Source organism: Pseudomonas sp. 910_21 (assembly GCF_052850735.1).
Genome location: NZ_VXCY01000001.1, coordinates 81007 through 105929, shown reverse-complemented (window position 1 = coordinate 105929; position 24923 = coordinate 81007). Strand labels below are relative to the sequence as shown.

Genomic DNA, 24923 nt, shown 5'->3' with positions numbered 1-24923 from the left:
GGGGCTTTTCGTTTGGCTCGGGACTGGCGGTCTTCAGATATGGAAGTAGCCGACACAGGAGTCAAAAGGCAGGCGCTTGAGTTCGATCTTGTTCATGTCGAACACTTCGCGCAGGGCCTTGGTTTCGCCCGGGAAGTTGCGGTAGGCGACTTCGTCGAGGACCACGATGGCGCCCTTGGGCATGTATGGCAGGAAGGTTTCCAGGGCGACCTTGGTCGGTTCGTACAGGTCGGTGTCGAGGATCAGCATGGCCACCACCAGGTCCGGGCGCGACTTGACGAATTCCGGCACGGTCTTGCAGATGTCGCCCTTGACCAGCTCGCAGCGCGGGATGCGGTTCACCGGACGCAGCAGGTCGTTGGCATCGATCATGTCCTGGATCAGCGACTGGTCGGTGTCGGAGAACATGCTTTCGTTGATGTCGGCCGGGTCCTCGTCCTTGTTGATGCTGGTGAAGCCTTCGAAGGTGTCGAAGCCGACGATGGAGCGGTTGATGGCATAGGGCTCGAGGATCATCGACAGGTGCATGTAGAGCATCAGCGAGTTGCCCTTGTACACGCCGCACTCGATGATCGCCCCTGGTACATCCATGACCTTCTTGAACAGCTCCATGCGCGACAGCGCGGCGGTGACGTTGATGCGGTTGGCGAAGACGAAGGGCGCGTCGGCAACGTACTCGGCGTCGACCCGCTTGAGTACGCCGGCGCGGGTTTCGTTGTATTCGGCTTCGGCGGGGGTAAGGCGACGTTTGGTCATGGCTTGAATCCTTGGAAATTCGAGAAGTCGTGGGCGTGGAAGTAGTCTTTGAAGCCGGAGCCGACGTCAGGGCAGGCGCTGTCGACGTTGGGGGCTCCGCGGTTGTGTTTCAGGTCTTCGAGGTGCATCAGGCGGAAGTCCACGCTGAAGCGGGTGCGGTCAGTGCGGTTGGGGACGGTGCCGTGCAGGTGCGAGCCGGAGAACACCAGCATCTCACCTGAGTTGCCGGCGATGCGCAGCTCGGAGCTGTCGTCGATCGCCTCCACGGGCACCGGGTGGACCCGCACTTCTTCGGTCAGGTTGTCCTTGGCCTTGTGCCGCTGGTTGCTGATCCAGTCCTTCAGGCTCCAGTCTTTCGAGGTGTTGGCCACCGGCTTCTCGAAGTAGCTGGGGTTGATCATCATGGTCTGGTCCGGGGTGATGGTGTAGACCGGCATCCAGGTGTTGATCTGGCAGTCCACGCTGCCGTACCAGCTGTCGCGATGGGGTTTGTAGGCGTAGCTGACGCCGGCGTGCAGGTAGTCGTAGTTGGGCACGACCCGCAGGCGCGGTACGTCGAAAATGTAGTCCCGAGGATCGATGCCGATCTCGTGAATGAAGCCAAGGATCAGATCCTTGACGCGCTGGCTGTTGGTGAACTGGCCCTTGAGTCGGGTAACCCGGCTGACGAACTCTTCCACCGGCATCATCGTGTGCAAAGCCTGGTGGTTGGTTTCACCATCAAACGCCGCGGTGATGCTTTCCTTGGCGAACCCGCAGAGGTCTTTTGCGGTGGCCAGGTCGGTGTCCAGGAAGATATCCCCGGAATAGATGGCGTCCTTGAAGTCAGCTGTCTTGCGCAGCTGATTGAGGTACAGGTTCAAAGTGGTTCTCCTTGGCAGTCACTGGCTTAGGTGTCGGCCACCCCCCCGCAAACTGAAGTCGCGATAGCCAGTCACTGTGCCTTGCAAGATCTGTTCACAAAGTCTCCGGCCCGGAGGGCGGGTCTGATCCGCGTCATGCGACCGATGCTTGCCGTTAGCGGCATAAGTCCGCCGTTTTTTCGTCTCTCGTTCCGCCCTGAAAATCCCGTTGCTCGCGGCAAAGCCCCGGCCCGCATGGGGAGCGTTGCTGTCAGTGAAAGTTGGTGTAGAAATTGCTTACGCCATGCTCAGTACAGTGTGGGGCGGCAAACGTCCGGCAGATGAGGAACGATTGTGGACAAGTACCTTTATGTGGCAATGACCGGCGCCAGCCAGAATGCTCTGGCGCAAAAGGCTCATGCCAACAATCTGGCGAACATCTCCACCAACGGTTTTCAGCGCGACCTGGAGCAGGCGCGCGCGATGCCGGTGTTTGGTGACAGTTTTCCGGCGCGGGCCTTTGCCATGGGCGAACGGCCAGCAACGGATTTTACTCCCGGCTCCATGGTGGAGACCGGTCGTGACCTGGACGTGGCCGTCAGCGGCAAAGGCTGGATCGCCGTACAGAGCCCGGATGGCAGCGAAAGCTATGTGCGCACCGGCAGCTTGAATGTCGATGCACTGGGCGTGCTGCGTGCCGGCAACGGCATGCCAGTCATGGGCAATGGCGGTCCTATCGCCGTGCCGCCCGAGCAGAAGATCGAAGTCGGCCAGGACGGCACCATCAGCATTCGTGCCATGGGTGAAGGTCCGCGGGTCATGGCTGAGGTCGATCGCATCAAGCTGGTCAATCCGGATATCAAGAACCTGACCAAGGGGCTGGACGGGTCGATCAAGACCAAGGACGGCCAGCCGGCGCCTGCCGATGCCAATGTGCAGCTGGTGTCGGGCTTCCTGGAGTCGAGCAACGTCAATGCCGTGGAAGAAATGACCGCGGTGCTGGCCTTGTCCCGCCAGTTCGAATTGCACGTCAAGATGATGAACAGCGCCAAAGAAGACGACCAGGCCATGGCTCGGGTCTTGCAGATCAGCTAATTACCAGTATCTAGCGCCGTAAAACAGGCGCGAGAGGAGAATCGAATGCTTCCGGCTCTATGGGTTGCCAAAACCGGTCTGTCCGCCCAGGACACCAACCTGAGTGTTATTTCCAACAACCTGGCGAACGTCTCGACCACGGGTTTCAAACGTGATCGCGCCGAGTTCCAGGACCTGCTGTACCAGATCAAGCGTCAGCCCGGTGCTCAGTCGACTCAGGACAGCGAACTGCCAACCGGCCTGCAGGTCGGTACCGGTGTGCGCATCGTCGGTACGCAGAAGAACTTCACTGCCGGCAGCCTGCAGACCACCGAACAGCCTCTGGACCTGGCCATCAATGGCCGTGGCTTCTTCCAGATCCTGCAGCCCGATGGCACCACGGCCTATACCCGTGACGGTACTTTCCACCTCAACTCCGACGGCCAGATCGTCACCGCCAGCGGTTTCGCCCTGGAGCCTGCGGTGGTCGTGCCCAACGACGCGCAGACCTTCACCGTGGGTCAGGACGGCACCGTATCCATCACCATCGCCGGCAACCCGGCTTCCCAGGTGATCGGCAACCTGCAAACCGCCGACTTCATCAACCCGGCGGGCCTGCAGTCCCAGGGCAACAACCTGTTCCTGGAAACCGCCGCCAGCGGCGCGCCGCAAATCGGTACCCCGGGCCTCAACGGCTTCGGCACCACACTGCAGAACACCCTGGAAGCGTCCAACGTCAGCACCGTTGAGGAGATGGTCAACATGATCACCACCCAGCGTGCCTACGAGATGAACTCCAAGGTGATCTCCACCGCGGACCAGATGCTCTCGTTCATAACGCAGAAGCTGTAATCAAGTCTTGAGGTCGCCACGGGTCTGAAGTGGCGCACCGGCAACATCGTGAGGAAGGGTCATGAATCGGTTTATTTGTGTTCTAGCGCTGAGTGGGAGTGCCGTGCTCGCGGGCTGTGTTGCCCCGCCGCCCAAGCCCAATGACCCTTACTACGCACCGGTGTTGCCGCGCACGCCGCTGCCTTCCGCGTCCAACAACGGTTCGATCTATCAGGCCGGCTTCGAGCAGAACCTCTACAGCGACCGCAAGGCGTTCCGGGTCGGTGACATCATCACCATCACCCTGAACGAGCGGACCAACGCCAGTAAGGGTGCCAACTCGGCCCTGACCAAGACCAGCTCCAACAGCATCGGCCTGACCTCGCTGTTTGGTGCCGTACCCAACACCAACAACCCGTTGGGCGATGGCGACCTGACCCTGAATGCCGGCTACAGCGGCAATCGCGCCACCAAGGGCGACAGCAAGGCCGCGCAGAGCAACAGCCTGACCGGTTCGATCACGGTTACCGTGGCCGATGTACTGCCCAACGGCATCATCGCGGTGCGCGGCGAGAAGTGGATGACCCTCAACACTGGCGATGAGCTGGTGCGGATTGCAGGTCTGGTGCGGGCGGACGATATCGCCACGGATAACACCGTGTCTTCGACCCGAGTGGCAGATGCACGCATTACCTATTCGGGCACCGGCTCGTTTGCCGATGCCAACCAGCCTGGCTGGTTCGATCGTTTCTTCCTCAGTCCGCTGTTCCCTTTCTAGGTGATGAGAAGCCTCATGTTCAACTTCAAACACCTGATGGCGGCGGCCTTGTTGCTGTCCACTTCCCTCGGCGTTCAGGCCGAGCGGTTGAAGGACATCGCCAGTATTTCCGGCGTGCGTTCCAACCAGTTGATCGGTTACGGCCTGGTGGTCGGGCTTAACGGCACCGGCGACCAGACGACCCAGACCCCGTTCACTCTGCAGACCTTCAACAACATGCTGTCGCAGTTCGGCATCAAGGTGCCGGCCGGTTCCGGCAACGTGCAGTTGAAGAACGTCGCTGCAGTGTCCATCAGTGCCGATCTGCCAGCTTTCGCCAAGCCGGGTCAGCAGGTGGATATCACCGTTTCGTCCATCGGTAACTCCAAGAGCCTGCGTGGCGGCACCCTGCTACTGACCCCGCTCAAGGGTATCGACGGCAACGTCTACGCCATTGCCCAGGGCAACCTGGTGGTGGGCGGTTTCGATGCCGAGGGGCGTGACGGCTCGAAGATTACTGTCAACGTACCGTCTGCCGGGCGCATTCCCGGTGGTGCTTCGGTGGAGCGCGCCGTACCCAGCGGTTTCAACCAGGGCAACAGCCTGACCCTGAACCTTAACCGTTCGGACTTCACCACTGCCAAGCGCATTGTCGACAAGATCAACGACATGCTCGGTCCGGGTGTGGCCCAGGCCATCGATGGCGGTTCGATCCGGGTCACCGCGCCTCTGGACCCAAGCCAGCGCGTGGACTACCTGTCGATCCTGGAGAACCTGGAAATCGATCCGGGGCAGGCGGTGGCCAAGGTCATCATCAACTCCCGTACCGGCACCATCGTCATTGGCCAGAACGTCAAGGTGTCGCCGGCAGCGGTGACCCACGGCAGCCTGACCGTGACCATCACCGAAGACCCGATCGTCAGCCAGCCCGGTCCGCTCTCCAACGGCCAGACTGCAGTGGTTCCCCGTTCGCGGGTCAATGCCCAGCAGGAGGCCAAGCCGATGTTCAAATTCGGCCCGGGCACCACCCTGGACGAAATCGTCCGTGCGGTGAACCAGGTGGGAGCCGCTCCAGGCGACCTGATGGCGATTCTCGAAGCCTTGAAACAGGCCGGCGCCTTGCAAGCCGACCTGATCGTGATTTGAGGTGACGGCCATGGATATACGTAAGAGTGGATTGATCGGCAGTGGCGATTCCGGGTCCTATTCCGACCTCAATCGCCTGCAGCAACTCAAGGTTGGTGACAAGAACGGCGAAGCCAACGTGCGCAAGGTGGCGCAGGAGTTCGAGTCGCTGTTCCTCAATGAAATGCTCAAGTCCATGCGCAAGGCCACCGATGTCATTGGTCAGGACAACCCGCTCAATACCCCGGCCGCCAAGCAGTATCAGGACATGTACGATCAGCAGCTGGCAGTGTCCCTGTCTCGCGAGGGGGGTGGTATCGGCCTGGCCAATGTGCTGATGCGCCAGATGATGAAGAACAAGCCAGCTCAACCGGGTGCGACCCACACGGCCTTGACGGCCGCGGCGCCGGTGGCCACTCCGACCCCGATTGCCGCCGGTACCACCGCCCAGGATGGGCCGCTGAGTCGGGTCAATGGCCAGCGCCCAATGTGGGCCTCGCGTGCCCAGGACCCATTGCGCAGCACGGTGTCGCATAACGATATGGCGTTGCTCAATCAGCGGCGCCTGTCGTTGCCGAGCAAGCTTACCGATCGCCTGTTGACCGGTATCGTGCCATCGGCGGGTGCGACTGCTGACGCCTCTACCCAGAACCTGGCGCCTGCCCGCAATAGTGCAGCCGCCGATGCGGTGCTGCGTGGCGAGTGGCGGGTCAATCAGGGCTACGCCGCGTCCCAGGGCAAGATGCGCGTGTATGGCCGGGCCATGGCTCAGCCGCCGTTGGCGCCGGCCAAGCGCGCCTTCAGTTCCGCAGATGATTTTGTCGCCACCATGTTGCCGATGGCGCAGCAGGCGGCCCAGCGCATCGGTATCGATCCGCGTTACCTGGTGGCCCAGGCCGCGCTGGAAACGGGCTGGGGTAAATCGGTGATGCGTCAGCAGGATGGCAGCAGCAGTCACAACCTGTTCGGTATCAAGGCCAACAAAAGTTGGCAGGGCGCACAGGCGCGAGCGATCACCAGCGAGTTCCGCGATGGGCAGATGGTCAAGGAGACGGCGGCGTTCCGCTCCTATGACTCCTACCAGGACAGCTTCCACGATCTGGTGACCTTGCTGCAGAGCAATAATCGCTATCAAGAAGTGCTGAAGGTTGCCGATAAACCAGAACAGTTTGTTCGCGAGTTGCAAAAAGCCGGGTATGCAACGGACCCGGATTACGCTAGCAAGATTTCGCAGATAGCCAAGCAGATGAAGAACTACCAGAACTACGCTGCGGCGGGCGTTTCCACGAATTTATAAGGTCTGAATCATGAGTTTGCTCAATATTGGGATGTCGGGGCTGGCCGCCAGCCAAACGTCGTTGGTGACTACGGGTAACAACATTGCCAACGCCGACACCGCCGGGTACTCGCGCCAGCAGACCGTGCAGGGCACCAAGGCCTCTGCTCAATTCGGCAATGTCTTCATCGGCACCGGTACCACCCTGGCGGACGTACGCCGGGTGTACAACAGCTTCCTCGATGCCCAGTTGCGCACTGCCACGTCCCTCAACAGTGACGTTGCGGCCTACCAGGGCCAGATCAGCCCGATCGACCAGTTGCTGTCGGACAATGGCACCGGCATGAACGGCGCCCTGACCAAGTTCTTCGCTTCTCTGCAGAACCTCAACGCCAAGCCTACCGATGAGGCCTCCCGGCAGTTGCTGCTCAGCGACACCCAGGCCTTGAGCAACCGTTTCAACTCGGTGTCCAGCCAGCTCAACGAACAGAACAGCAACATCAACGGCAACATGGCGAGCATGGCCGATCAGGTCAACAAGCTGGCCAATACCGTTGCCCAGCTCAACCAGAAGATTTCCGAACTGTCGACCAACGGCAACGGCATGCCCAACGACCTGTTGGACGCCCGTAACGAAACCGTACGCCAGCTGTCGACCTTTATCGGTGTTCAGGTGTCGGAGCGTGGCTCCAGCCTCGACCTGTACCTGGGCAGTGGCCAGCCGCTGGTGATGGGCAACTCCGCCAACACCCTGGAAGTGGTGCAGGGCAAGAACGACCCGACGCGCTCCATGCTGCAGCTCAATCGCGGCACCAGCACCGTGGACATCACCAACGTCACCACCGGTGGCGAGATTGGTGGTCTGTTGCGCTATCGCAGTGAAGTGCTGGACCCGGCCATGAACGAGCTGGGGCGCGTGGCCCTGGTGGTTGCCGACCAGATGAACAGCCAGATGGCCCAGGGCATCGACAAGAACGGTGAGTTCGGCGGCAACCTGTTCAACGACATCAACAGCCTGCGGATGATCAGTCAGCGCAGTATGGCCAGCGCCGCCAACAGCGCAGGCTCGGGCAACTTCGATGTGACCATCAAGGACACCGGCAAGCTGAGCACCGGTGACTACACCGTGACCTTCAGCAGTGCCACGGATTACACCGTCAAGCGTTCCGACGGCAAGGACATGGGCACCTTCAGCACCACGACCAGCCCGGCGCCAGTGATCGACGGTTTCTCGCTGAACCTCAATGGCACGGTGGCCGCTGGTGACAGCTTCAAGATCACCCCGACCCGCAATGCGGCGGCCACTATCCAGACGGAAATGACTGACGCCAAGCGCCTGGCTTTGGCTGCGCCGTTGAAGGCCGAGATTGGTGCCGGGGTCAAGAGCTCCCTGAGCATCTCTGCGCAGCCGTCCCTGGCGGTGCCGATCGACAGCTACAACACTGCCAGCAAGCTGGAGATGCAGACGGCGCTGAAGAACTCCGGCCCGGTCAAGGTGGTGTTCAACGCGGCGTCCGGCGGCAGCCAGACCTACGATTACTTTGACGCCAAGGGCGTCAAGATGGGCAGCGGCTCTATCGTGCCGGGGCAGAGCAATGTCCTGAACCTGCAGGTCAAGATGCTCGATGCCAGCGGCAACCCGATCACCGACGGTGGCACGCCACCCGTGACCAAGACCTTCACGGTGCAGATGACCGTTGCCGGTTCGCCCAATGCCGGCGACAACATGAACATTTCGGTGAATGGCGCCGGTTCTTCCGATAACCGCAACGGCCTGACGCTGTCGGGTCTGCAGACCAAGCAGACCGTTGACACCGGTTCGGCGAGCAAGGGCATCACCCTGGTGGATGCCTACGGCAAGCTGATCGAGAACGTCGGCGCCAAGGCCAGCCAGGCCAAGCTCGACAGCGCTGCCAACGGTTCCATCCTGGCCAACGCCAAGGGCGCCCGCGACTCGCTGTCCGGGGTCAACCTGGATGATGAGACCGGCAACCTGGTCAAGTTCCAGCAGTACTACACAGCGTCTTCGCAGATCATCAAGGCTGCGCAGGAAACCTTCAGCACGCTGATCAACAGCCTTTAAGGAGTCGTAGCCCATGCGCATTTCCACCGCCCAGTTTTACGAGACTTCGGCTGCCAATTATCAGAAGAACTTTTCCAACGCAATCAAGAGCGGCGAAGAGTCCAGCAGCCTGGTCCGGGTCAAGACCGCCGCCGACGATCCGGTGGGCGCTGCCCGCCTGCTGCAGTTGGGTCAGCAGGCCTCCCTGCTTGATCAGTACAAGGCCAACAGCAACTCGATCAAGGCTTCTCTGGGCCAGGCCGAGTCGGTGATGACCAGCATCAACAACGTCCTGGACCGGGCCAAGCAACTGGCCACTGGCGCCGGCAGTGCCGGTTACACCGATGCTGACCGGCAGGCCAATGCTTCCGAGCTGGGGCAGATCGAAGAGCAACTGCTGAGCCTGATGAACTCTCAGGACGAAAACGGCAAGTATCTCTTCGGTGGTTCCAAGGACGACGTTCCGCCGTTCAGCCGCAACTCCGATGGCACCTACAGCTACAACGGTGACCAGAGCAGCCTGAAGCTGCCGGTGGGCGACACCATGATGATGGCTGCCAACAGCACTGGCTGGGATGTGTTCCAGCAGGCACTCAACACCAGTCGTAGCCAGGTCACCATGACCTCGCCGGCGGTGGATGATGGACGGGTTTCCCTGTCCAATGGCCAGATGACCAACAGCGGCACCTACAACAGCCAGTTCCGCGCTGGCGAGCCTTATACCGTGTCGTTCGTCAGCGGTACTCAGTTGAAGATCCTCGATGGCAGCGGCAACGATGTGACTGCCGAGGCCAGCAAGGGCGGCGTGGTCGGCACTTCGCCGAACCAGACCGTGAGTTTCCGTGGTGTCGATCTGAACCTGAACATCAATCTCAAGTCCGGCGATGTCGCCAACACGGTGCTGCCGGGGCATAGTTTTACCTTGGCCTCGAAGCCGGACACCTTCAACGTTGCGCGTTCTCCGGGCAACCCGAGCATGACTCAGGTCTCAGCCACCAGCGTGACTGATCCGGTGGCTTACAACTCGACGTTCCCGAGTGGCTCTGCAGTGCTCAAGTTCACCAGCGCCACCAACTTCGATCTGTATGCCGCGCCGCTGACGGCAGACAGCAAACCGGTGTCTTCGGGTGTGGTAGGCCCGGGCAATATCGCCACCGCGGCAGGTGTGAGCTTCACCCTGACGGGCGCTCCTTCGCCGGCCGCCAACGATCAGTTCAGCGTGGCGGTCAACACTCACGAAACCCAGAACGTCCTGGACACCGTGAGTCAGTTGAAAAACGCGTTGAACGTACCCACCGACGGTAACGTCCTGGCGACCCAGAAGCAGCTGGCCGACCTCGCGTCGGGGATGGCCAACCTGGCCAGCGGTGTTGATCAGCTGTCCATCGGCATCAGCTCCATCGGTGGTCGTGGTTCGGCTCTGGCTACCCAGAACGAAATCAACGAAAGTCTGTCGGCAGCCAACGTCACCACCCGTTCTGCCATCAGTGATTCCGATCCGGCCGAAGTCATGACTCGCCTGACCCTGCAACAGACCATGTTGCAGGCCTCGCAGTTGGCCTTCAGCAAAATCACCCAGCTCGGCCTGTTCAACAAGGTCTGAGAACATGGCGTTCGGGCTGCGGCTCGAGCGCCATGACCGTCGAGCCGTCAGCCGTCTTTTTAAGCGGTCCTGCAGCCCTGGTCCTTCTGGCCGGGGCTCGCCGCTCGAGAGTTTCCAGCCGTGAACCCAGCCCCTCTAGTCAGCATCGTCATCCCCGCCTTCAACCCGCGTTTCTTCAGCCAGGCCCTCGACAGTGCCTTGGCCCAGACTTACCAGCCCCTGGAAATCGTCATTTGCGACGACAGCGCCGACGATCAGATCCAGCGTATCGTCGAAGCCGTGGCCGAGCCTGCGCACCCTGTGCGTTACCTGCGCAACCCGCAACGCCTGGGGCTGCAGAAGAACGTTCTGCGTTGCGTTGAAGAGGCGCGCGGCGAACTGATCAAGGTGTTGTGCGACGACGATCGGCTGTTTGCCCCCAGCATCGCCCTGCAGGCGCCGGTACTGATCGACAACCCGGATATCAATCTGGTGTGTGCACTGCGGGTGTTCAGTGATGCCGGGAATTTCATCCTGCCGCCGCGGGTCGACAACTGCCGTTTCACCTACAACGATGCCGTGCTCAAGGGCGAGGACATGCTGGCGATCTTCGAGAGCACGCCACGCAATTTCCTTGGCAACTTCAGTTCGGCCCTGATGCGTCGTGCCGATGTGCTGGAGCTGCTGCCGGCATTGATCCAGGAGGGCGCAGGTTTTGTCGCGCTGCTGGATTTCGCTCTGTTCATCTGCCTGATGCGCCGTGGCAATCTCGCGGCGCTGGTGACGGTGCTCAGTTGCGAGCGCCTGTACTCGGGGCGCCTGAGCGCGACCCCGGAAATGCTCAAGCTGGCCAAGAATGAGTGGGAGTGGCTGGTGCAGATGCTGGCCGCCCGCAGTGGCGAGTCGGCGCCGGCGGCAGGCTGGGTACGGTATGTCGATATGGCTCGGGAGGCCGGGCAGCCGCGCAACTGGCAGGAGCTGTGCGTGACCCGTGTGCTGGGCAATCGCAGTACCGTGGTCGATGGCCGGGTCGGTGGCGAGAGCATCAGTTACGAGGATTTCTATCGCGAGTGGCTGTCGGTACGCAAGTTCTCGGCGGTGGAGCAGCGGCTGATGCCTCAGCGCATTGACAGCTGGCCGCGGCGGGTACAGCTGGTGCCGGTGGTTCTCGACTTCGAGGGCGATGGCCAGGCGCTTGCCCGGACTCTGGACAGCATTGATGGCCAGCTGTTCGCGCCTGCCGCAGTGCTGCTGTTGTCGGCGGGCGAGGAGCCGATGCGTGAGCGGGTCCTGCACCAGCCTCTGCGCGACGACTGGGTACAGCAGCTCAATGAGCTGGCCCCGCAGTTGGAAGGTTGCGACTGGTTCTATCTGTTGCAGGCCGGTGACCGTCTGCAAGAGTCGGCGCTGCTGATCCTGGCCGAGCGCATCGCCAATACCCCGGCCATGCTCTGTGCCTACAGCGATGAAGGTGCGCTGGTGGAGGGGGAGTCGTCGGAACCGGTGTTCAAGCCTGACTTCAACCTCGACCTGATGCGCTCCTACCCCTATGTCGGCCGTGCCCTGGCTTTTTCCCGCGAGCGCTTCATGACCGAGGGCGGCTTCGATCCGCTCCATGGCGAATTGGCGCCCCATGATCTGCTGTGGCGGATGGTGGAAGCGGCGGGGCCCCAGGCGATCGAGCACATTGCCGATATCCAGCTGGAGTCCGAGTTCAGCTTCGCCCAGTGGCTGTCCCGGCCCCAGGTGATCGAGGCCAGCGAGGGGCTGGTGGCGGCGCATCTGCAGCGGATCGGTGTGGAGCACCGGATTGTTCACGATGATTTGCCTCTTCTCAACCGCATCGACTACCTGCATGGCAGCCGGCCGCTGGTGTCGATCATCCTGCCGTGCGGCGACTCCCTGGCGACCCTGCAGCGCTGTGTTGAAAGCCTGATCGAGCAGACGGCCTACAACCACTACGAAATTGTGCTGGTGGATGCCGGCAGTCGCGACCCGGCCATGGCCGACTGGCTGACGGCCATGGCTCAGTTGGGTGGTGCAATGCTGCGGGTCCTGCCTTATGTCGGTCCGCACAGCCATGCTGCGCTGATCAACAGTGCGGCGAGCCAGGCTCGTGGCGACTACCTGTTGCTGCTCAATCCGGGGGCGCTGATCTGTAGCGGCGACTGGCTGGATGAGTTGCTCAATCAGGCTCAGCGTCCAGAGGTGGGCGTGGTGGGCGCGCGGATTCTGGCTACCGATGGCTCCATTCTCCATGCCGGCCAGGTGCTGGGCATGGCCGGGCCTGCGAGCTCACCCTTTGTCGGCGAAGCCATGGATGCCCGGGGCTACATGCAGCGGCTGCAGGTGGTGCAGAACTGGAGTGCGGTCAGTGGTGATTGCCTGATGGTGCGCAAGGAGGTCTTCGACAGCCTGGGCGGCCTGGATGAGCAAGCCTTCGCCGGCGAGCTGGGTGCCACCGACCTGTGTCTGCGGGTCGACCGCAACGGTTATCTGGTGGTCTGGACGCCTCACGCCACCCTGATGCTGCGGCCGGCGTCGCCTGCCAGTGACGACAGCGAGCAACTGCTGGCCCGTGAAGCCGAGCAAGAGCGTTTCTATCAGCAGTGGATGGCCAAGGTCGCTCGCGATCCGGCCTACAACCCGGCCCTGAGCCTGGGCTACTCCAGCTTCAGTCTGGAGCCCTCCTTGCGCAACAATTGGAATCCGTTCTGCAGTCGGGCCTTGCCCTTGATCCTCGGCTTGCCGGTCAACAGCTCTGCGGTCGGACATTACCGGGTGACAGGTCCCCTGACGGCGCTGGAAGAGGCGGGGCGGGCGATTGCCCGGGTGGCCTACGAGTCGCCGTCCACGGCGGACATCGAGCGCCTGTCGCCGGATAGCATCATCCTGCAGTGCCGCTACAGCGAAGGGGCGGCCAGCGACATTCTGCGGATGAAAAAATACTCCAGCGCCCTGCGGGTCTTCGAGCTCGACGACTACATCGTCAGCGCGCCGAAGAAAAACACCCACGCTCGGAACAAGCCGGTGAACACCGAGCAGATGCTGCGCGAAGGTATCGCCTTGTGCGATCGCGTGGTGGTGACCACCCAGCCCCTGGCCGATGCTCTGTCGAGCATGCACAGCGACATTCGCGTGGTGCCCAACATGCTGGCGCTGGACCCCTGGGCCAGTTTGACCAGTCGCCGTGGTACCTCCAGCAAGCCGCGGGTGGGCTGGGGTGGTGGCACCAGTCATACCGGCGACCTGGAAATCATTGCCGAGGTGGTACGCGAGCTGGCCAACGAGGTCGAGTGGGTATTCTTCGGCATGTGCCCTGATGACTTGCGTCCTTATGTGCACGAGTTTCACTCCCTCACCAGCCTGCAGAGCTATCCGTTCAAGTTGGCCAGCCTGAATCTGGATCTAGCGCTGGCGCCGCTGGAGTTTCATATCTTCAACGACTGCAAGAGCAACCTGCGGCTCCTGGAATACGGTGCCTGCGGTTACCCGGTGATCTGCACCGACACCGAGGCCTATCGCGGTTTCCTGCCCTGCACCAAGGTCCGCAGCAACAGCACCGAGGAATGGTTGCAGGCGATCCGCATGCACCTGTCCGACCCGGCAGCCAGCTACCGCATGGGGGATGAGCTGCGAGAAGCGGTGCATCGCGACTTCATGCTGCGCGACGACAACCTGCGGCACTGGCTGTGGGGATGGTTGGCGGACTGATCGATCCCCGGGCCGGCGACTGCCACCGTCGCTGGCCGGTGTTTTGGGCAATCTTCTGTTCGGGGGGTTGCTCTCGCTGTCTTCTGCGGCGCCTGCGGGCGCCGCGCACGCAATTGGCGCACTTCCTGCAAGTCTTCAGCAAATCGCCATAAATCCTTCACTGCGGCGCGGTGCAAGGGACCCTTTGGTTGCGATGAATGATCTGCATCTGGCGCCGCGCCAGTCCTGAAAGGGCTGGCCTGGCCCACGAAGAGCAAGAGGACAGCGATGAAGGCAGTAATTCTGGCAGGTGGACTGGGTACGCGAATCAGCGAGGAGTCCCACCTCAAGCCCAAGCCCATGATCGAGATCGGTGGCAAGCCAATTCTTTGGCACATCATGAAGCAGTATTCCGCCCACGGGATTCATGACTTCGTGATTTGCCTGGGCTACAAGGGCTACGCAATCAAGGACTTCTTCGCCAACTACTTCCTGCACACTTCGGATGTGACCTTCGACATGCGCAACAACCGCATGGACGTGCATCAGAATTACAGCGAGCCATGGAGCGTGACGCTGATCGACACCGGCGAGGAAACCATGACCGGCGGACGGTTGCGCCGGGCCGGGCGCTACCTGCAGGAAGACGAGGCCTTCTGCTTCACCTATGGCGATGGCGTCTCCGATCTGGATATCAGTGCCCTGGTGGACTTCCACAAGTCCCACGGCAAGCTGGCCACCGTCACTGCCGTACAGCCCCCTGGCCGCTATGGCGCCCTGGATCGCGATGGCGATCAGGTCTTGGGTTTCACCGAGAAACCCCGTGGCGACGGTGGCTGGATCAACGGCGGGTTCTTCGTGTTGTCGCCCAAAGTGCTGTCCTACATTGATGGCGATAGCACCACCTGGGAGGCCGAGCCCCTGATCCAGCTGGCCAAGGATCAGCAACTGAGCGCCTACGAGCATTCGGGGTTCTGGCAGTCCATGGATACCCTGCGGGACAAGAATCATCTGGAACAGCTCTGGCAAAGCGGGGAGGCCCCGTGGAAGCAATGGGACTGAGCCAGGAGTTCTGGCGTGGCAAGCGTGTCCTGCTGACCGGGCATACCGGTTTCAAGGGCAGTTGGCTGAGCCTGTGGCTGCAAAGCCTGGGGGCCCAGGTCAGCGGATTCGCCCTGGACCCGGGGACCGAGCCGAGCCTGTTCGAACTGGCCCGGGTGGCCGAAGGCGTCGACGATCATCGTGGCGACCTGCGGGACCTGGGCAGTCTGCTGGAGCTGATCGCCCAGGTGCAGCCGGAAATCGTCCTGCACCTGGCGGCCCAGCCCCTGGTGCGCGAGGCCTACCGCGATCCGCTGGGGACCTACTCAAGCAACGTCATGGGCACCCTCAACCTGTTGGAAGCGATCCGTCAGGTCGGTGGGGTACGTGCCTGTGTCCTGGTGACCACCGACAAGGTCTACGCCAATCAGGAATGGCTGTGGCCCTATCGGGAAAACGAAGCCCTGGGCGGCCACGATCCCTACAGCAGCAGCAAGGCCTGTTGCGAGTTGCTGGCCCAGTCCTATGCCTCATCCTTCTTTGCTGCCGAGCGTTATGCCGAGCATGGCCTGGCCCTGGCCACGGCCCGGGCCGGCAACGTGCTGGGCGGTGGCGATTTTGCACCCGAGCGGTTGATTCCCGATGTGCTCAAGGCCTGGTCGGCCGACGAGCCGGTGACCTTGCGTTATCCCCAGGCGGTACGCCCCTGGCAACACGCCCTGGAGCCCCTGGCCGGTTACCTGCAACTGGCGGCCGGCCTGTACCTGGACGGCCCGCAATACGCCGGTGCCTGGAACTTCGGGCCCGGTGAGCAGGACATGTGCAGCGTCGGTGAAGTGGTGGAGCTGCTGGCCCGGCATTGGCCCGAGGCCCCGGGCCTGCGGATCGAGCCCAGTGAGCTGCACGAAGCCGGCCTGCTGCGCCTGGACAGCAGTCGTGCGCGCCAGCTGCTGGGCTGGAAACCCCGTTGGACGCTGCAACAGTGTCTGGTGCAAACCCTGGACTGGCACTTGGCCTGGAAGGGCGGCGCGGACATGCGTGCCGTGACCCTTGGGCAGTTGAACCTGTACCGGGGGGCGCTGTGAGCGAGTTTCAGGTCCTGGCTCTGCCAATGGCCGGGTTGTTCGAGGTGCGCCACAAACGCTTCGAGGATCAGCGCGGGCATTTCTCCCGGTTGTTCTGCGAGGGCAGCCTGAGCGCTTTTGGCCAGCCCTTCCATATTCGCCAGATCAACCACTCCTGCACCCGCGAACGGGGCAGTGTGCGTGGCCTGCATTATCAGACCGCTGCCCGGCCCGAAGCCAAACTCATCAGTTGCTTGCGGGGTGAAGTCTGGGACGTGGCGGTGGACCTGCGCCCCGAGTCGCCGACCTTTCTGCATTGGCATGCCGAGCACCTGCGCGGCGGCGATGGGCGCAGCCTGTTGCTGCCGGCGGGTTTCGCCCATGGCTTCCAGGCCCTGAGCGACGATGCCGAGCTGCTCTACCTGCACAGCGCCGACTACGCCCCCGAGCACGAGGCCGGGTTGTCGGCGCTGGACCCGCGACTGGCGATCCACTGGCCGTTGTCTGTCAATAATCTGTCGAACCGGGATGCCAGCCACCCCTTGCTCGATGCTGCCTTCGCTGGAGTGAGACTATGAATTGCCGCGGTTGTGGCGCATGCCTGAGCCTGCCTCTGATCGACCTGGGCACCTCACCGCCATCCAACGCTTACCTGCGTGCCGAGCAACTGGATCAGGCCGAGCAGTGGGTGCCGCTCAAGGTCCAGGTGTGCCAGCAATGCTGGCTGGTGCAGACCGAGGACTACACCCGCGCCGACCACCTGTTCGACGCCGACTATGCCTATTTCAGTTCGTTCTCCAGCACTTGGCTGCAGCACGCCCGGGACTATGTGGCGCAAATGGTCGAGCGTTTCGGCTTGGACGCCCGCAGCCGAGTAGTGGAAGTAGCGGCGAACGACGGCTACCTGCTGCAGTACGTGGCCCAGCGTGACATTCCCTGCCTCGGGGTCGAGCCGACTCGCAGCACCGCCCAGGCGGCGCGGGCCAAGGGCTTGCAGATCCGCGAGCTGTTCTTCGGCCGTGGCACTGCCGCGCAGTTGCTGGAGGAGGGCTGGGCCGCGGACCTGATGGCGGCCAACAACGTGCTGGCCCATGTGCCGGACATCAACGATTTTCTCTGCGGTTTCGCGACGTTGCTCAAACCGACGGGGGTGGCGACTTTCGAATTTCCCCAATTGCTGACCCTGATGGCCGGCCAGCAGTTCGACACCCTGTACCACGAACACTATTCCTATCTGTCGCTGACCGCCGTCCTGAGCTTGTGCCAGCGCAACGGCCTGGAAGTCTTCGATGTCCAGACCCTGCCAACCCATGGCGGTTCGCTGCGGGTCTTCGTGCAGCGTATCGACGGTTCGCGTCGGCCAGTGCAGGACAGCGTGGCGCAGCAGTTACTGTTGGAGCAGCGCGCCGGGGTGAACACGCCCGAGTATTACCAGACCCTGGCGCCGGCGGCAGAGCGGATCAAGCACGAGCTGTTGCGCTTCCTGCTCCAGGCCAAGGCCGAAGGCAAGCGCGTGGTGGGCTACGGCGCGGCAGCCAAGGGCAATACCTTGCTCAATTACGCGGGGATCAAGGCCGACTTGCTGGCCTGGGTCGCCGACGCCAGCCCGCACAAGCAGGGCAAGTTCCTGCCGGGGAGTCGTATCCCGGTGGTGGCGCCCGAGCGCATCGACCAGGAGCGACCGGACTATGTACTGGTGTTGCCGTGGAACCTGTTGGGCGAAGTCAGCGAGCAACTGGCCCAGGTGCGGCAATGGGGCGGGCGTTTCGTGATTGCCGTGCCTGAGTTGAAGCTGCTGTGAACGGCATGAAGGTGCTGGTCACCGGCGCCACCGGCTTTGTCGGCCGGCATCTGGTTGCAGCCTTGCTGGCCCGGGGTTGCCGGGTCCGTACGCTGGCCCGTGATCTGGACAAGGCGCGGCAGATGCCCTGGTTCGACGCTGTGGAGTTCCGCGCGCTGGATGTGCATGACCCGCACCTGGATGTCGCCGCCCTGGTGGACGGGGTCGACGCCTTGGCCCATCTGGCCTGGCCCGGATTGCCGAACTACCAGGCGCTGTTTCACCTGGAGCACAACCTGATGGCCGACTATCGCTTTATCAAGGCGGTGGTCGAGGCGGGGGTGGGCCAGGTGCTGGTCACCGGTACCTGCTTCGAGTACGGCATGCAGAGCGGACCTTTGACAGAGCAGACCGAGGCTCGCCCAGGCAATCCCTACGGCCTGGCCAAGCACAGCCTGCACCTGTTCCTCCAGGCCCTGCAGCAGCAGGTGCCCTTCAGCTTGCAGTGGGCGCGGCTGTTCTATCTGCATGGTCCGGGACAGAATCCCAAGAGCCTGCTGGCGGCTCTGGATCGGGCCATCGACGCCGGTGATGAGGTGTTCGACATGTCCGGCGGCGAGCAGTTGCGGGACTACCTGGCCATCGAGGAAGCGGCCGGCTACCTTGCGGCGCTGCTGCGCCAGCGGGCGTTTTCCGGTGTGGTCAATTGCTCCAGTGGCCGGCCGATCGCCGTGCGTTCCCTGGTGGAACAGCGTATCGCCCAGCGCGGTTCATCGATTCGCCTGAACCTGGGGCACTACCCGTACCCGGACTACGAACCCATGGCGTTCTGGGGCTTGAACCAACGCTTGCAGCAAATAACAGGAGCCGAACATGGCGCATGAGTTGTATCGGGTCGCCGACTTGCCGGTGTTGCAGAACCGTACCTTCGCCGATGCCCAGAGTGCCCGCGCCTCGGCTGCTGCGGACATCGTGCTGGTGCAGGACCTGCAAAGCGGGCTGATCTTCAATCAGGCCTTCGATGCCGACAAGCTCAGTTACGACAGCGACTACCAGAACGAACAGGCCCATTCAGCGCAGTTCCAGCAGCACCTGATGGATGTGGAGGGCATCATCGCCCGGCACTTCAAGGGGCGCGAGCTGATCGAAGTCGGTTGCGGCAAGGGCTATTTCCTCGAACTGCTGCGCAGCGAGGGCTACGCCATCACCGGCATCGACCCGGCCTACGAAGGGGCCAACCCCGAGGTGATCAAGGCGCCTTTCACCCGTGGCCTGGGGCTGGCTGCCGAGGCCATCGTGCTGCGTCATGTGCTGGAGCATATTGCCGATCCGCTGGCCTTTCTGGCAGAGATTGCCGATGCCAACCAGGGCGGGCAGATCTATATCGAGGTGCCATGTTTCGACTGGATTCTCGAGCATCGCGCCTGGTTCGACGTGTTCTATGAGCACGTCAATTACTTCCGCCTCGAAGACCTGCAGCGCATGTTCGGCACCGTGCATGAGGCCGGGCATCTGTTCGGCGGCCAGTACCTGTACGTGGTGGCGGACCTGGGCAGCTTGAAGTCGTCGTTGCCGGCGCCTAGCCGGCCGTTGCAGATGCCGGCGGATTTCACCGCCAGCATCGAGTGCGCCAAGCGCATCATCGAGTCGGCGCCGCACACCGCTGCCGGGATTTGGGGCGCCTCGTCCAAGGGCGTGATCTATTCGCTGTTCCTGCAACGGGCCGGCGTGGCGGTGGATCAAGTCGTCGATATCAACCCGGCCAAACAGGGCCGGTACCTGCCGCTCAGTGGCATGCGTGTGTCATCGCCACAAGAAGCCATGGAAGCACTGCCGGCAGGCGCCAACCTGTTCGTGATGAACTCCAACTACCTCGAAGAAATCAAGCGCATGACCGACGGCCGTTATGTCTATCACGCCGTCGACAGCGCTTCGTTCAGCTAATTTGCCATTGAGATCCGAACATGACCGAGCACAACGTCATTCAAGCCTTTGAACAAGAATGCCAGGCGCAGATCAGCGCCCAGGGCCAGGATGAGAAGCTCAAGGGCCTGGCCCGTGACTTTTTCAACGAGTCGGCGACCCACAAGTACAGCTATCACTTTTCCTGGATGGGGCGGCCGATCATTCAGCTGCCCCAGGACATGATGGCGATGCAGGAGATCATCTGGCAGGTCAAGCCGGACCTGGTGATCGAATGCGGTATCGCTCACGGCGGCTCGATCATCTACTACGCCTCGCTGCTGGAGTTGCAGGGCCATGGCGAAGTGCTAGGCATCGACCTGGATATCCGTCCGCATAACCGCGAAGCCATCGAGCAGCATCCGATGAGCAAGCGTATCCGCATGATCGAGGGTTCGAGCATCGATCCGGCCATCGCCGAGCAGGTACGGGCCGCCGCAGCCGGCAAGAAGGTGATCCTGGTCCTGGACTCCAACCACACCCACGAGCACGTGCTCGAAGAGCTGCGTCTGTATGCGCCGCTGGTGTCGGTGGACAGCTACTGCGTGGTCATGGACACCGTGGTTGAGGACATGCCGGAAAGCTTCTTCCCGGATCGTCCCTGGGGCCCGGGTGACAACCCGAAAACTGCGGTCTGGGCCTATCTGGAGGAGAACCGCGATTTTGAAATCGACTATCAGATGCAGAACAAGCTGCTGATCACCGTGGCGCCGGACGGTTACCTGCGTCGGGTTCGTTAACTATCAATGGTTGCAGGTTCAAGGCGTTTGGCCGGTTGTGGGGAAGTACCTATGTGGGTTGGAGACAAAGCAATGAATGACAAAGCACCCCTGAGTGAGCGTTTCACCCTTGTGCTGTTGTCCCACAACCGCAAAGCGTTCATGCAGCGCACCTTGCAGTATTACAGCACCTATCCGTGCTCGATCCTGGTACTGGATTCGTCGCTGGAGGCGGATGAGTCCCTGGCGCAGCTCTATCCCCAGGTCGACTACCGGCATCTGCCGCAGTTCGGCTACAAGGGCCTGCAGGACAAGCTGACCTATGGTATGAGCCTGGTGACCACGCCTTACATGGCGTTCGCTGCCGATGACGATTTTCTCCTCCACGATGCGCTGACCAGCTCCCTGGAGTTTCTCGAGGCCCATCCCGACTACGGGCTGTGCCACGGCTACGGGATGATGTATCTGGCCCGGGCTTCGGAAACCAATTACTACCGCCGTGATCGCCGGGTCATGGAGGACTATGACTCCCATGATGCCCAGGATCGGGTAATGAACTTCATGGGGCATTTCCTGCCGCCGTTCTATGCGGTGACCCGCACCGACCTGCTGCGCCAGTGGTATGAGCTGCTGCCGCCGGGGGTGAGTTTCGAATGGCAGGAAATCGGTCATTCCTTCTTCCTGCTGGCCTGTGCCAAGGCGCGGATCCTGCCGATTCCATTTGCCGTGCGTGAGGCCAACTACGGGGCTTCGGAGCACAACACCAATGTGCTGACGGTGCTGACCTACAAGGACGCGCAATCGGTGGCCCAGCGTGAGGCCTTCGCCGAATTCCTCGCTTCGTTGCCCACCGGTTTCAGTGGCCAGGACCCCGAGCAGGTGAAGCAGATCGCCTTGGACAGTTTCACCGCCATGGCCGATTGCCTGCTCAGCGGACGTTCCCTCAAGGGCACGGCGATCTTCCGTTCGGCCTGGGTCGAGGTCGGGGCCGAGCCGGTACGCTCCTTTGGTCCCGAGCAGTTCGTCGAGATGCCCTTCTACAACCAGCCGATGTTCGATCTGCTGACCCAGTTGGAATTCCTCATGCACGCCATGCCCACCGGGCGCCTGCAGCTCAAAGAGCTGGAGGGCGTGTGGCTGCGTCAGGAAGAGTTGATGCGGGTTCATCCCAACGATACGCCGGAGAGTCTGCGCGCCCGGTTGTGGGAAGCGCTGACCCTGAACCTGTTCAACCGCGAGGTGGTCAAGCGCCTGGCCGAGTCGATGCAGGACAGCGACGAGCCCGAGGAGGCGCGCAAGCTGCAGGCCTGGGCCGAGCGCCTGGCATCGGTGCCAGGCTCTGACAGTCGTGCCCTGTTCAACGCGACCGAGTCGGGACGCTTGCTCAAATGGCTTGAGGCCCGTGCTCCGGAGCCGGCACAACTGAATGCCATCGCCGCGCACCTGGCCCGTCATGCCGGTGGCCCGCAGGTGCAGATCCTGTTGCTGGACCTGGACGCTGACCTGGTCAAGTTGCAGGCCACGCTCGACAGTCTGCTGGCCGGTCATTACAAGGCGTTCAAACTGGTGGTATTCACCACCGGCGAGCTGCCGGCCACCACCACGGCCCAGGACACCTTGCACTTCGTCAAGGTCACGGAAAGCAACTACGTCGAGCGCATCAACCAGGCCATGGCCCAGTCCCGTGCCGACTGGGTAGTGTTGGCCGAGGCCGGCGACCAGTTCACCGCCAGCGGCCTGCTGCGGGCGAGCCTGGAGTTGCTCGGCGCCGAAGGCATTCGGGCCGTGGCCATGGACGAGATCCAGCGCCGTGCCGATGCCACCTTGAGTTCGGTGTTCCGCCCCGGGGTCAACCTGGATCAACTGCAAGGCACGCCGGCGCTAATGGCCCGGCATTGGCTGCTGGACCGCGAGACGGTGCTGCAGATCGGTGGTTTCTCCCGTGAGCTCAAGCAGGCCCTGGAACTGGACCTTGTATTACGCCTGATCCAGGACGGTGGCCTGGGCGGTCTGGCCCACCTGGCCGAGCCCTTGCTGATTTGTCAGGCCCCAGGGGACAAGGCGGAAGCCGAAGAACGGCAGGTGCTGACCCGGCACCTGGCCGCACGAGGCTATCGCGCTCAGGTTGGTTCGGCGCAGCCGGGCACCTATCAGATCGAGTATCAGCACGCCGAGCGGCCGCTGGTGTCGATCATTCTGCCCAGCCAGGACAATTTCGCCGAGTTGCAACGCTGCCTGGTCAGCGTGCTGCAGCGCACCCGCTACCAGCGCTATGAAGTGCTGATCGCCGAAAACCACAACCAGAGCGCCGAGCTCGACAGCTGGCTGACCAGCCTGGAAGGCCGCGGCGAGCGCATTCGCGTGTTGCGCAGCGGCCAGCGCCTGAGCGCTTCGGCCCTGTACAACATGGCGTGCCGGGAAGCTCGGGGCGAGTACCTGGTGCTGCTCTCGGCCGATGCTGAGGTGGTCAACGCCAACTGGATCGAGAGCCTGCTCAACCAGGCTCAACGCCCGGAAGTCGGGATTGTCGGCGCCAAGCTGGTGAACGAAAACGGCGTGACCACCCAGGCCGGGTTGATCCTGGGTTTTGACGGCCACCTGGGTGCCGCCTTCGCCGGTGAGGCCAGGGAGGCAGCGGGCTACATGAATAGCCTGTGGGTGGAGAAAAACTATTCAGCGGTGTCCGGTGCCTGCCTGATGATCGCCAAGGTGCTGTTCGAGGCGGTGGGCGGGTTGGACGAAGAGCATTTCGATCAGGCCTTCGCCGATGTCGACCTGTGCCTGAAAGTGGCTGATGCCGGTTACCTCACGGTACTGACGCCCCAGGCCCAGGTGCAGCATCCGGGGACTTTGCCGCAACACCCACAGGCGGTCGCGGCCCTGCAGGATAAGTGGGCGGCGCGCTTTGCCCAGGATATTGCCTATAACCAGAACCTGGCGTTGAGCGGCAAGGGCTTTACGCTCGGTACCGCCAGTGGTGTGGATTGGCTACAGATGATTGCCAATTGATTGCTGTCTCGAGGGAACCCAGCATGCTCAATAGTCTTTTGAATGTCCGCTTTGCGCATCGTGACTTGACGCTTGCTTGCAGAGGGAGACTGTCATGACTCCCTACAGGATTCCCTATGGCTGCCAGAGCATCAATCAGGCGGACATCGATGCGGTGGTGCAGGTGCTCCAGTCTCCCTGGCTGACCCAAGGGCCGACGATCGAGCGTTTCGAGCAGGCCCTGGCCGACTACTGTCAGGCCGGGCATGCCGTTGCCGTGTGCAATGCCACGGCGGCGCTGCATATCGCCTGCGTGGCGGCGGGCCTGGGGCCGGGCGACTTTCTGTGGACCAGCCCCAATACCTTTGTCGCTTCGGCCAACTGTGGGCGTTACTGCGGTGCCCAGGTGGACTTTGTCGATATCGATCCCCATACCTGGAATATGGATGCGGCTCTGCTGGCGCAGAAGCTCGAGTTAGCCGAACGCAACGGCACCCTGCCGAAGGTGGTGGTGGTTGTCGCATTTGCTGGACAGAGTGCCGACATGCAGGCCATCGCCGGGCTTGCCGAGCGCTACGGATTTGTCTTGATCGAAGACGCGGCGCACGCCGTGGGTGCCTCCTACCTGGGGCGTCCAGTGGGTTGCGGAACCTATGCGGCAATGACCATCTTCAGCTTTCACCCGGTGAAAATCATCACCAGTGCCGAAGGCGGGATGGTGCTGACCAACCGGCCGGAGTTCGCCGAGCGCCTGCGCCGTTTGCGCAGTCATGGCATTACCAGCGACCCGGCACTGATGCAGGTCCCGGATACTGGCCTGTGGTACTACCAGCAACTGGAGCTGGGCTTCAACTATCGGATGACCGACTTGCATGCTGCACTGGGACTTTCTCAAATGTCCCGGCTCGACGAGTTCGTGGCTCGACGTCGGGAGCTGGCGGCACGCTACCAGATGTTGCTGGCCGACCTGCCGCTGACCTTGCCGGTGGCGCAGAGCGGGGCCGACTCGGCTTGGCATCTGTATGTGGTGCGCCTGGATCTGACCCGTATCCGGCTGACCCAGAAGCAAGTCTTTGACGAATTGCGTGCGGCGGGACTGGGGGTGAACCTGCATTACATTCCCGTGCACCTGCAGCCTTATTACCAAGAACAGGGCTTCGCCGAGGGTGATTACCCCGAGGCTGAACGTTACTTCCTGGAAGCCCTCAGTCTGCCCCTTTTTCCAGAGCTGACCGATGAGTTGCAAGACGAAGTGGTGGCGCACCTGCAGCGGATTCTGGATTGAGAGGTAGTGATGACGGTTTTTTCCTGGCCTGGGATGTGCTGCGTCCAAGCGGCTGCGAACGCTCCAGGCTGTCTGCCTGAGTCAGG

Annotated in this window: 19 protein-coding genes; 17 read left to right on the top strand and 2 right to left on the bottom strand. The window is 62.2% G+C overall.

Going from position 1 to position 24923, the window contains the following annotated elements; translation table 11 throughout:
- Positions 1-33 precede the first annotated feature (33 nt).
- Together FW796_RS00505 and FW796_RS00500 are read right to left on the bottom strand one after the other, a co-directional pair.
- Positions 34-756, bottom strand: coding sequence for a TylF/MycF/NovP-related O-methyltransferase (locus tag FW796_RS00505; RefSeq protein WP_060838116.1), 723 nt, complete (start codon positions 754-756; stop codon positions 34-36).
- Positions 753-1619 (bottom strand): hypothetical protein, encoded by an 867-nt coding sequence (locus tag FW796_RS00500; RefSeq protein WP_346632012.1) that lies wholly within the window; start codon positions 1617-1619, stop codon positions 753-755. The genes FW796_RS00505 and FW796_RS00500 overlap by 4 nt, the downstream gene beginning before the upstream one ends.
- A 333-nt stretch (positions 1620-1952) precedes the next feature.
- Here FW796_RS00500 and FW796_RS00495 point away from each other — a divergent pair, with 333 nt between their 5' ends.
- The 17 genes from FW796_RS00495 to pseC all read left to right on the top strand — a co-directional run bounded on the left by FW796_RS00495 (position 1953) and on the right by pseC (position 24837).
- The gene (locus FW796_RS00495; RefSeq protein WP_102864054.1) at positions 1953-2693 is read left to right on the top strand and encodes a flagellar basal body rod protein FlgF; all 741 of its coding nucleotides are present in this window, start codon (positions 1953-1955) and stop codon (positions 2691-2693) included.
- A 45-nt stretch (positions 2694-2738) separates the two neighbouring features.
- Entirely contained in the window at positions 2739-3524 is a 786-nt protein-coding gene (gene flgG / locus FW796_RS00490) for a flagellar basal-body rod protein FlgG (protein ID WP_102864053.1), read from the top strand.
- A 61-nt stretch (positions 3525-3585) separates the two neighbouring features.
- A complete protein-coding gene (gene flgH / locus FW796_RS00485; RefSeq protein ID WP_011059951.1) occupies positions 3586-4281 on the top strand; it encodes a flagellar basal body L-ring protein FlgH in 696 nt (231 codons plus the stop codon).
- A gap of 15 nt (positions 4282-4296) precedes the next feature.
- Positions 4297-5406 (top strand): flagellar basal body P-ring protein FlgI, encoded by a 1110-nt coding sequence (locus FW796_RS00480; RefSeq protein WP_123723934.1) that lies wholly within the window; start codon positions 4297-4299, stop codon positions 5404-5406.
- 10 nt (positions 5407-5416) lie between these two features.
- Complete coding sequence (flgJ, locus tag FW796_RS00475; protein ID WP_346632011.1) at positions 5417-6682, top strand: flagellar assembly peptidoglycan hydrolase FlgJ; 1266 nt, start codon at positions 5417-5419, stop codon at positions 6680-6682.
- Positions 6683-6692: 10 nt separating this feature from the next.
- The gene (flgK, locus tag FW796_RS00470) at positions 6693-8744 is read left to right on the top strand and encodes a flagellar hook-associated protein FlgK (protein ID WP_346632010.1); all 2052 of its coding nucleotides are present in this window, start codon (positions 6693-6695) and stop codon (positions 8742-8744) included.
- Between the two features lie 13 nt (positions 8745-8757).
- Positions 8758-10326, top strand: coding sequence for a flagellar hook-associated protein 3 (locus FW796_RS00465; RefSeq protein ID WP_346632009.1), 1569 nt, complete (start codon positions 8758-8760; stop codon positions 10324-10326).
- A 120-nt stretch (positions 10327-10446) separates the two neighbouring features.
- Positions 10447-14019, top strand: a complete 3573-nt coding sequence (locus tag FW796_RS00460) for a glycosyltransferase (RefSeq protein WP_446438884.1) — start codon at positions 10447-10449, stop codon at positions 14017-14019.
- A gap of 267 nt (positions 14020-14286) precedes the next feature.
- On the top strand, positions 14287-15060 hold the full coding sequence (rfbF, locus tag FW796_RS00455; protein ID WP_346632007.1) for a glucose-1-phosphate cytidylyltransferase: 774 nt from the start codon (positions 14287-14289) through the stop codon (positions 15058-15060).
- Complete coding sequence (gene rfbG / locus FW796_RS00450) at positions 15042-16124, top strand: CDP-glucose 4,6-dehydratase (RefSeq protein ID WP_346632006.1); 1083 nt, start codon at positions 15042-15044, stop codon at positions 16122-16124. The genes rfbF and rfbG overlap by 19 nt, the downstream gene beginning before the upstream one ends.
- Positions 16121-16681, top strand: coding sequence for a dTDP-4-dehydrorhamnose 3,5-epimerase family protein (locus FW796_RS00445; protein ID WP_346632005.1), 561 nt, complete (start codon positions 16121-16123; stop codon positions 16679-16681). The genes rfbG and FW796_RS00445 overlap by 4 nt, the downstream gene beginning before the upstream one ends.
- Positions 16678-17904 (top strand): methyltransferase domain-containing protein, encoded by a 1227-nt coding sequence (locus FW796_RS00440; protein WP_404938706.1) that lies wholly within the window; start codon positions 16678-16680, stop codon positions 17902-17904. The genes FW796_RS00445 and FW796_RS00440 overlap by 4 nt, the downstream gene beginning before the upstream one ends.
- Before the next feature lie 5 nt (positions 17905-17909).
- Entirely contained in the window at positions 17910-18767 is an 858-nt protein-coding gene (locus tag FW796_RS00435) for an NAD-dependent epimerase/dehydratase family protein (RefSeq protein WP_446439092.1), read from the top strand.
- On the top strand, positions 18757-19827 hold the full coding sequence (locus FW796_RS00430) for a class I SAM-dependent methyltransferase (protein ID WP_404938708.1): 1071 nt from the start codon (positions 18757-18759) through the stop codon (positions 19825-19827). Before FW796_RS00435 ends, FW796_RS00430 begins: the two co-directional genes overlap by 11 nt.
- A 20-nt stretch (positions 19828-19847) precedes the next feature.
- On the top strand, positions 19848-20585 hold the full coding sequence (locus tag FW796_RS00425; protein ID WP_102878847.1) for a cephalosporin hydroxylase family protein: 738 nt from the start codon (positions 19848-19850) through the stop codon (positions 20583-20585).
- Positions 20586-20636: 51 nt separating this feature from the next.
- Positions 20637-23573 (top strand): TIGR00180 family glycosyltransferase, encoded by a 2937-nt coding sequence (locus FW796_RS00420; RefSeq protein ID WP_446438883.1) that lies wholly within the window; start codon positions 20637-20639, stop codon positions 23571-23573.
- Between the two features lie 94 nt (positions 23574-23667).
- Positions 23668-24837: a UDP-4-amino-4,6-dideoxy-N-acetyl-beta-L-altrosamine transaminase gene (gene pseC / locus FW796_RS00415; RefSeq protein ID WP_346632001.1), complete on the top strand. Its 1170-nt coding sequence runs from the start codon at positions 23668-23670 to the stop codon at positions 24835-24837.
- Positions 24838-24923 lie beyond the last annotated feature (86 nt).

What these genes read in the sequence shown, in the direction of transcription:
- FW796_RS00480 (WP_123723934.1), top strand. Translation starts at nt 4,297, where the DNA reads ATGTTCAACTTCAAACACCTGATGGCGGCGGCCTTGTTGCTGTCCACT.
- FW796_RS00430 (WP_404938708.1), top strand. Translation starts at nt 18,757, where the DNA reads ATGGCGCATGAGTTGTATCGGGTCGCCGACTTGCCGGTGTTGCAGAAC.
- FW796_RS00440 (WP_404938706.1), top strand. Translation starts at nt 16,678, where the DNA reads ATGAATTGCCGCGGTTGTGGCGCATGCCTGAGCCTGCCTCTGATCGAC.
- pseC (WP_346632001.1), top strand. Translation starts at nt 23,668, where the DNA reads ATGACTCCCTACAGGATTCCCTATGGCTGCCAGAGCATCAATCAGGCG.
- flgJ (WP_346632011.1), top strand. Translation starts at nt 5,417, where the DNA reads ATGGATATACGTAAGAGTGGATTGATCGGCAGTGGCGATTCCGGGTCC.
- FW796_RS00420 (WP_446438883.1), top strand. Translation starts at nt 20,637, where the DNA reads ATGTGGGTTGGAGACAAAGCAATGAATGACAAAGCACCCCTGAGTGAG.
- flgH (WP_011059951.1), top strand. Translation starts at nt 3,586, where the DNA reads ATGAATCGGTTTATTTGTGTTCTAGCGCTGAGTGGGAGTGCCGTGCTC.
- FW796_RS00425 (WP_102878847.1), top strand. Translation starts at nt 19,848, where the DNA reads ATGACCGAGCACAACGTCATTCAAGCCTTTGAACAAGAATGCCAGGCG.
- FW796_RS00505 (WP_060838116.1), bottom strand. Translation starts at nt 756, where the DNA reads ATGACCAAACGTCGCCTTACCCCCGCCGAAGCCGAATACAACGAAACC.
- FW796_RS00465 (WP_346632009.1), top strand. Translation starts at nt 8,758, where the DNA reads ATGCGCATTTCCACCGCCCAGTTTTACGAGACTTCGGCTGCCAATTAT.
- FW796_RS00435 (WP_446439092.1), top strand. Translation starts at nt 17,910, where the DNA reads ATGAAGGTGCTGGTCACCGGCGCCACCGGCTTTGTCGGCCGGCATCTG.
- flgG (WP_102864053.1), top strand. Translation starts at nt 2,739, where the DNA reads ATGCTTCCGGCTCTATGGGTTGCCAAAACCGGTCTGTCCGCCCAGGAC.
- flgK (WP_346632010.1), top strand. Translation starts at nt 6,693, where the DNA reads ATGAGTTTGCTCAATATTGGGATGTCGGGGCTGGCCGCCAGCCAAACG.
- rfbF (WP_346632007.1), top strand. Translation starts at nt 14,287, where the DNA reads ATGAAGGCAGTAATTCTGGCAGGTGGACTGGGTACGCGAATCAGCGAG.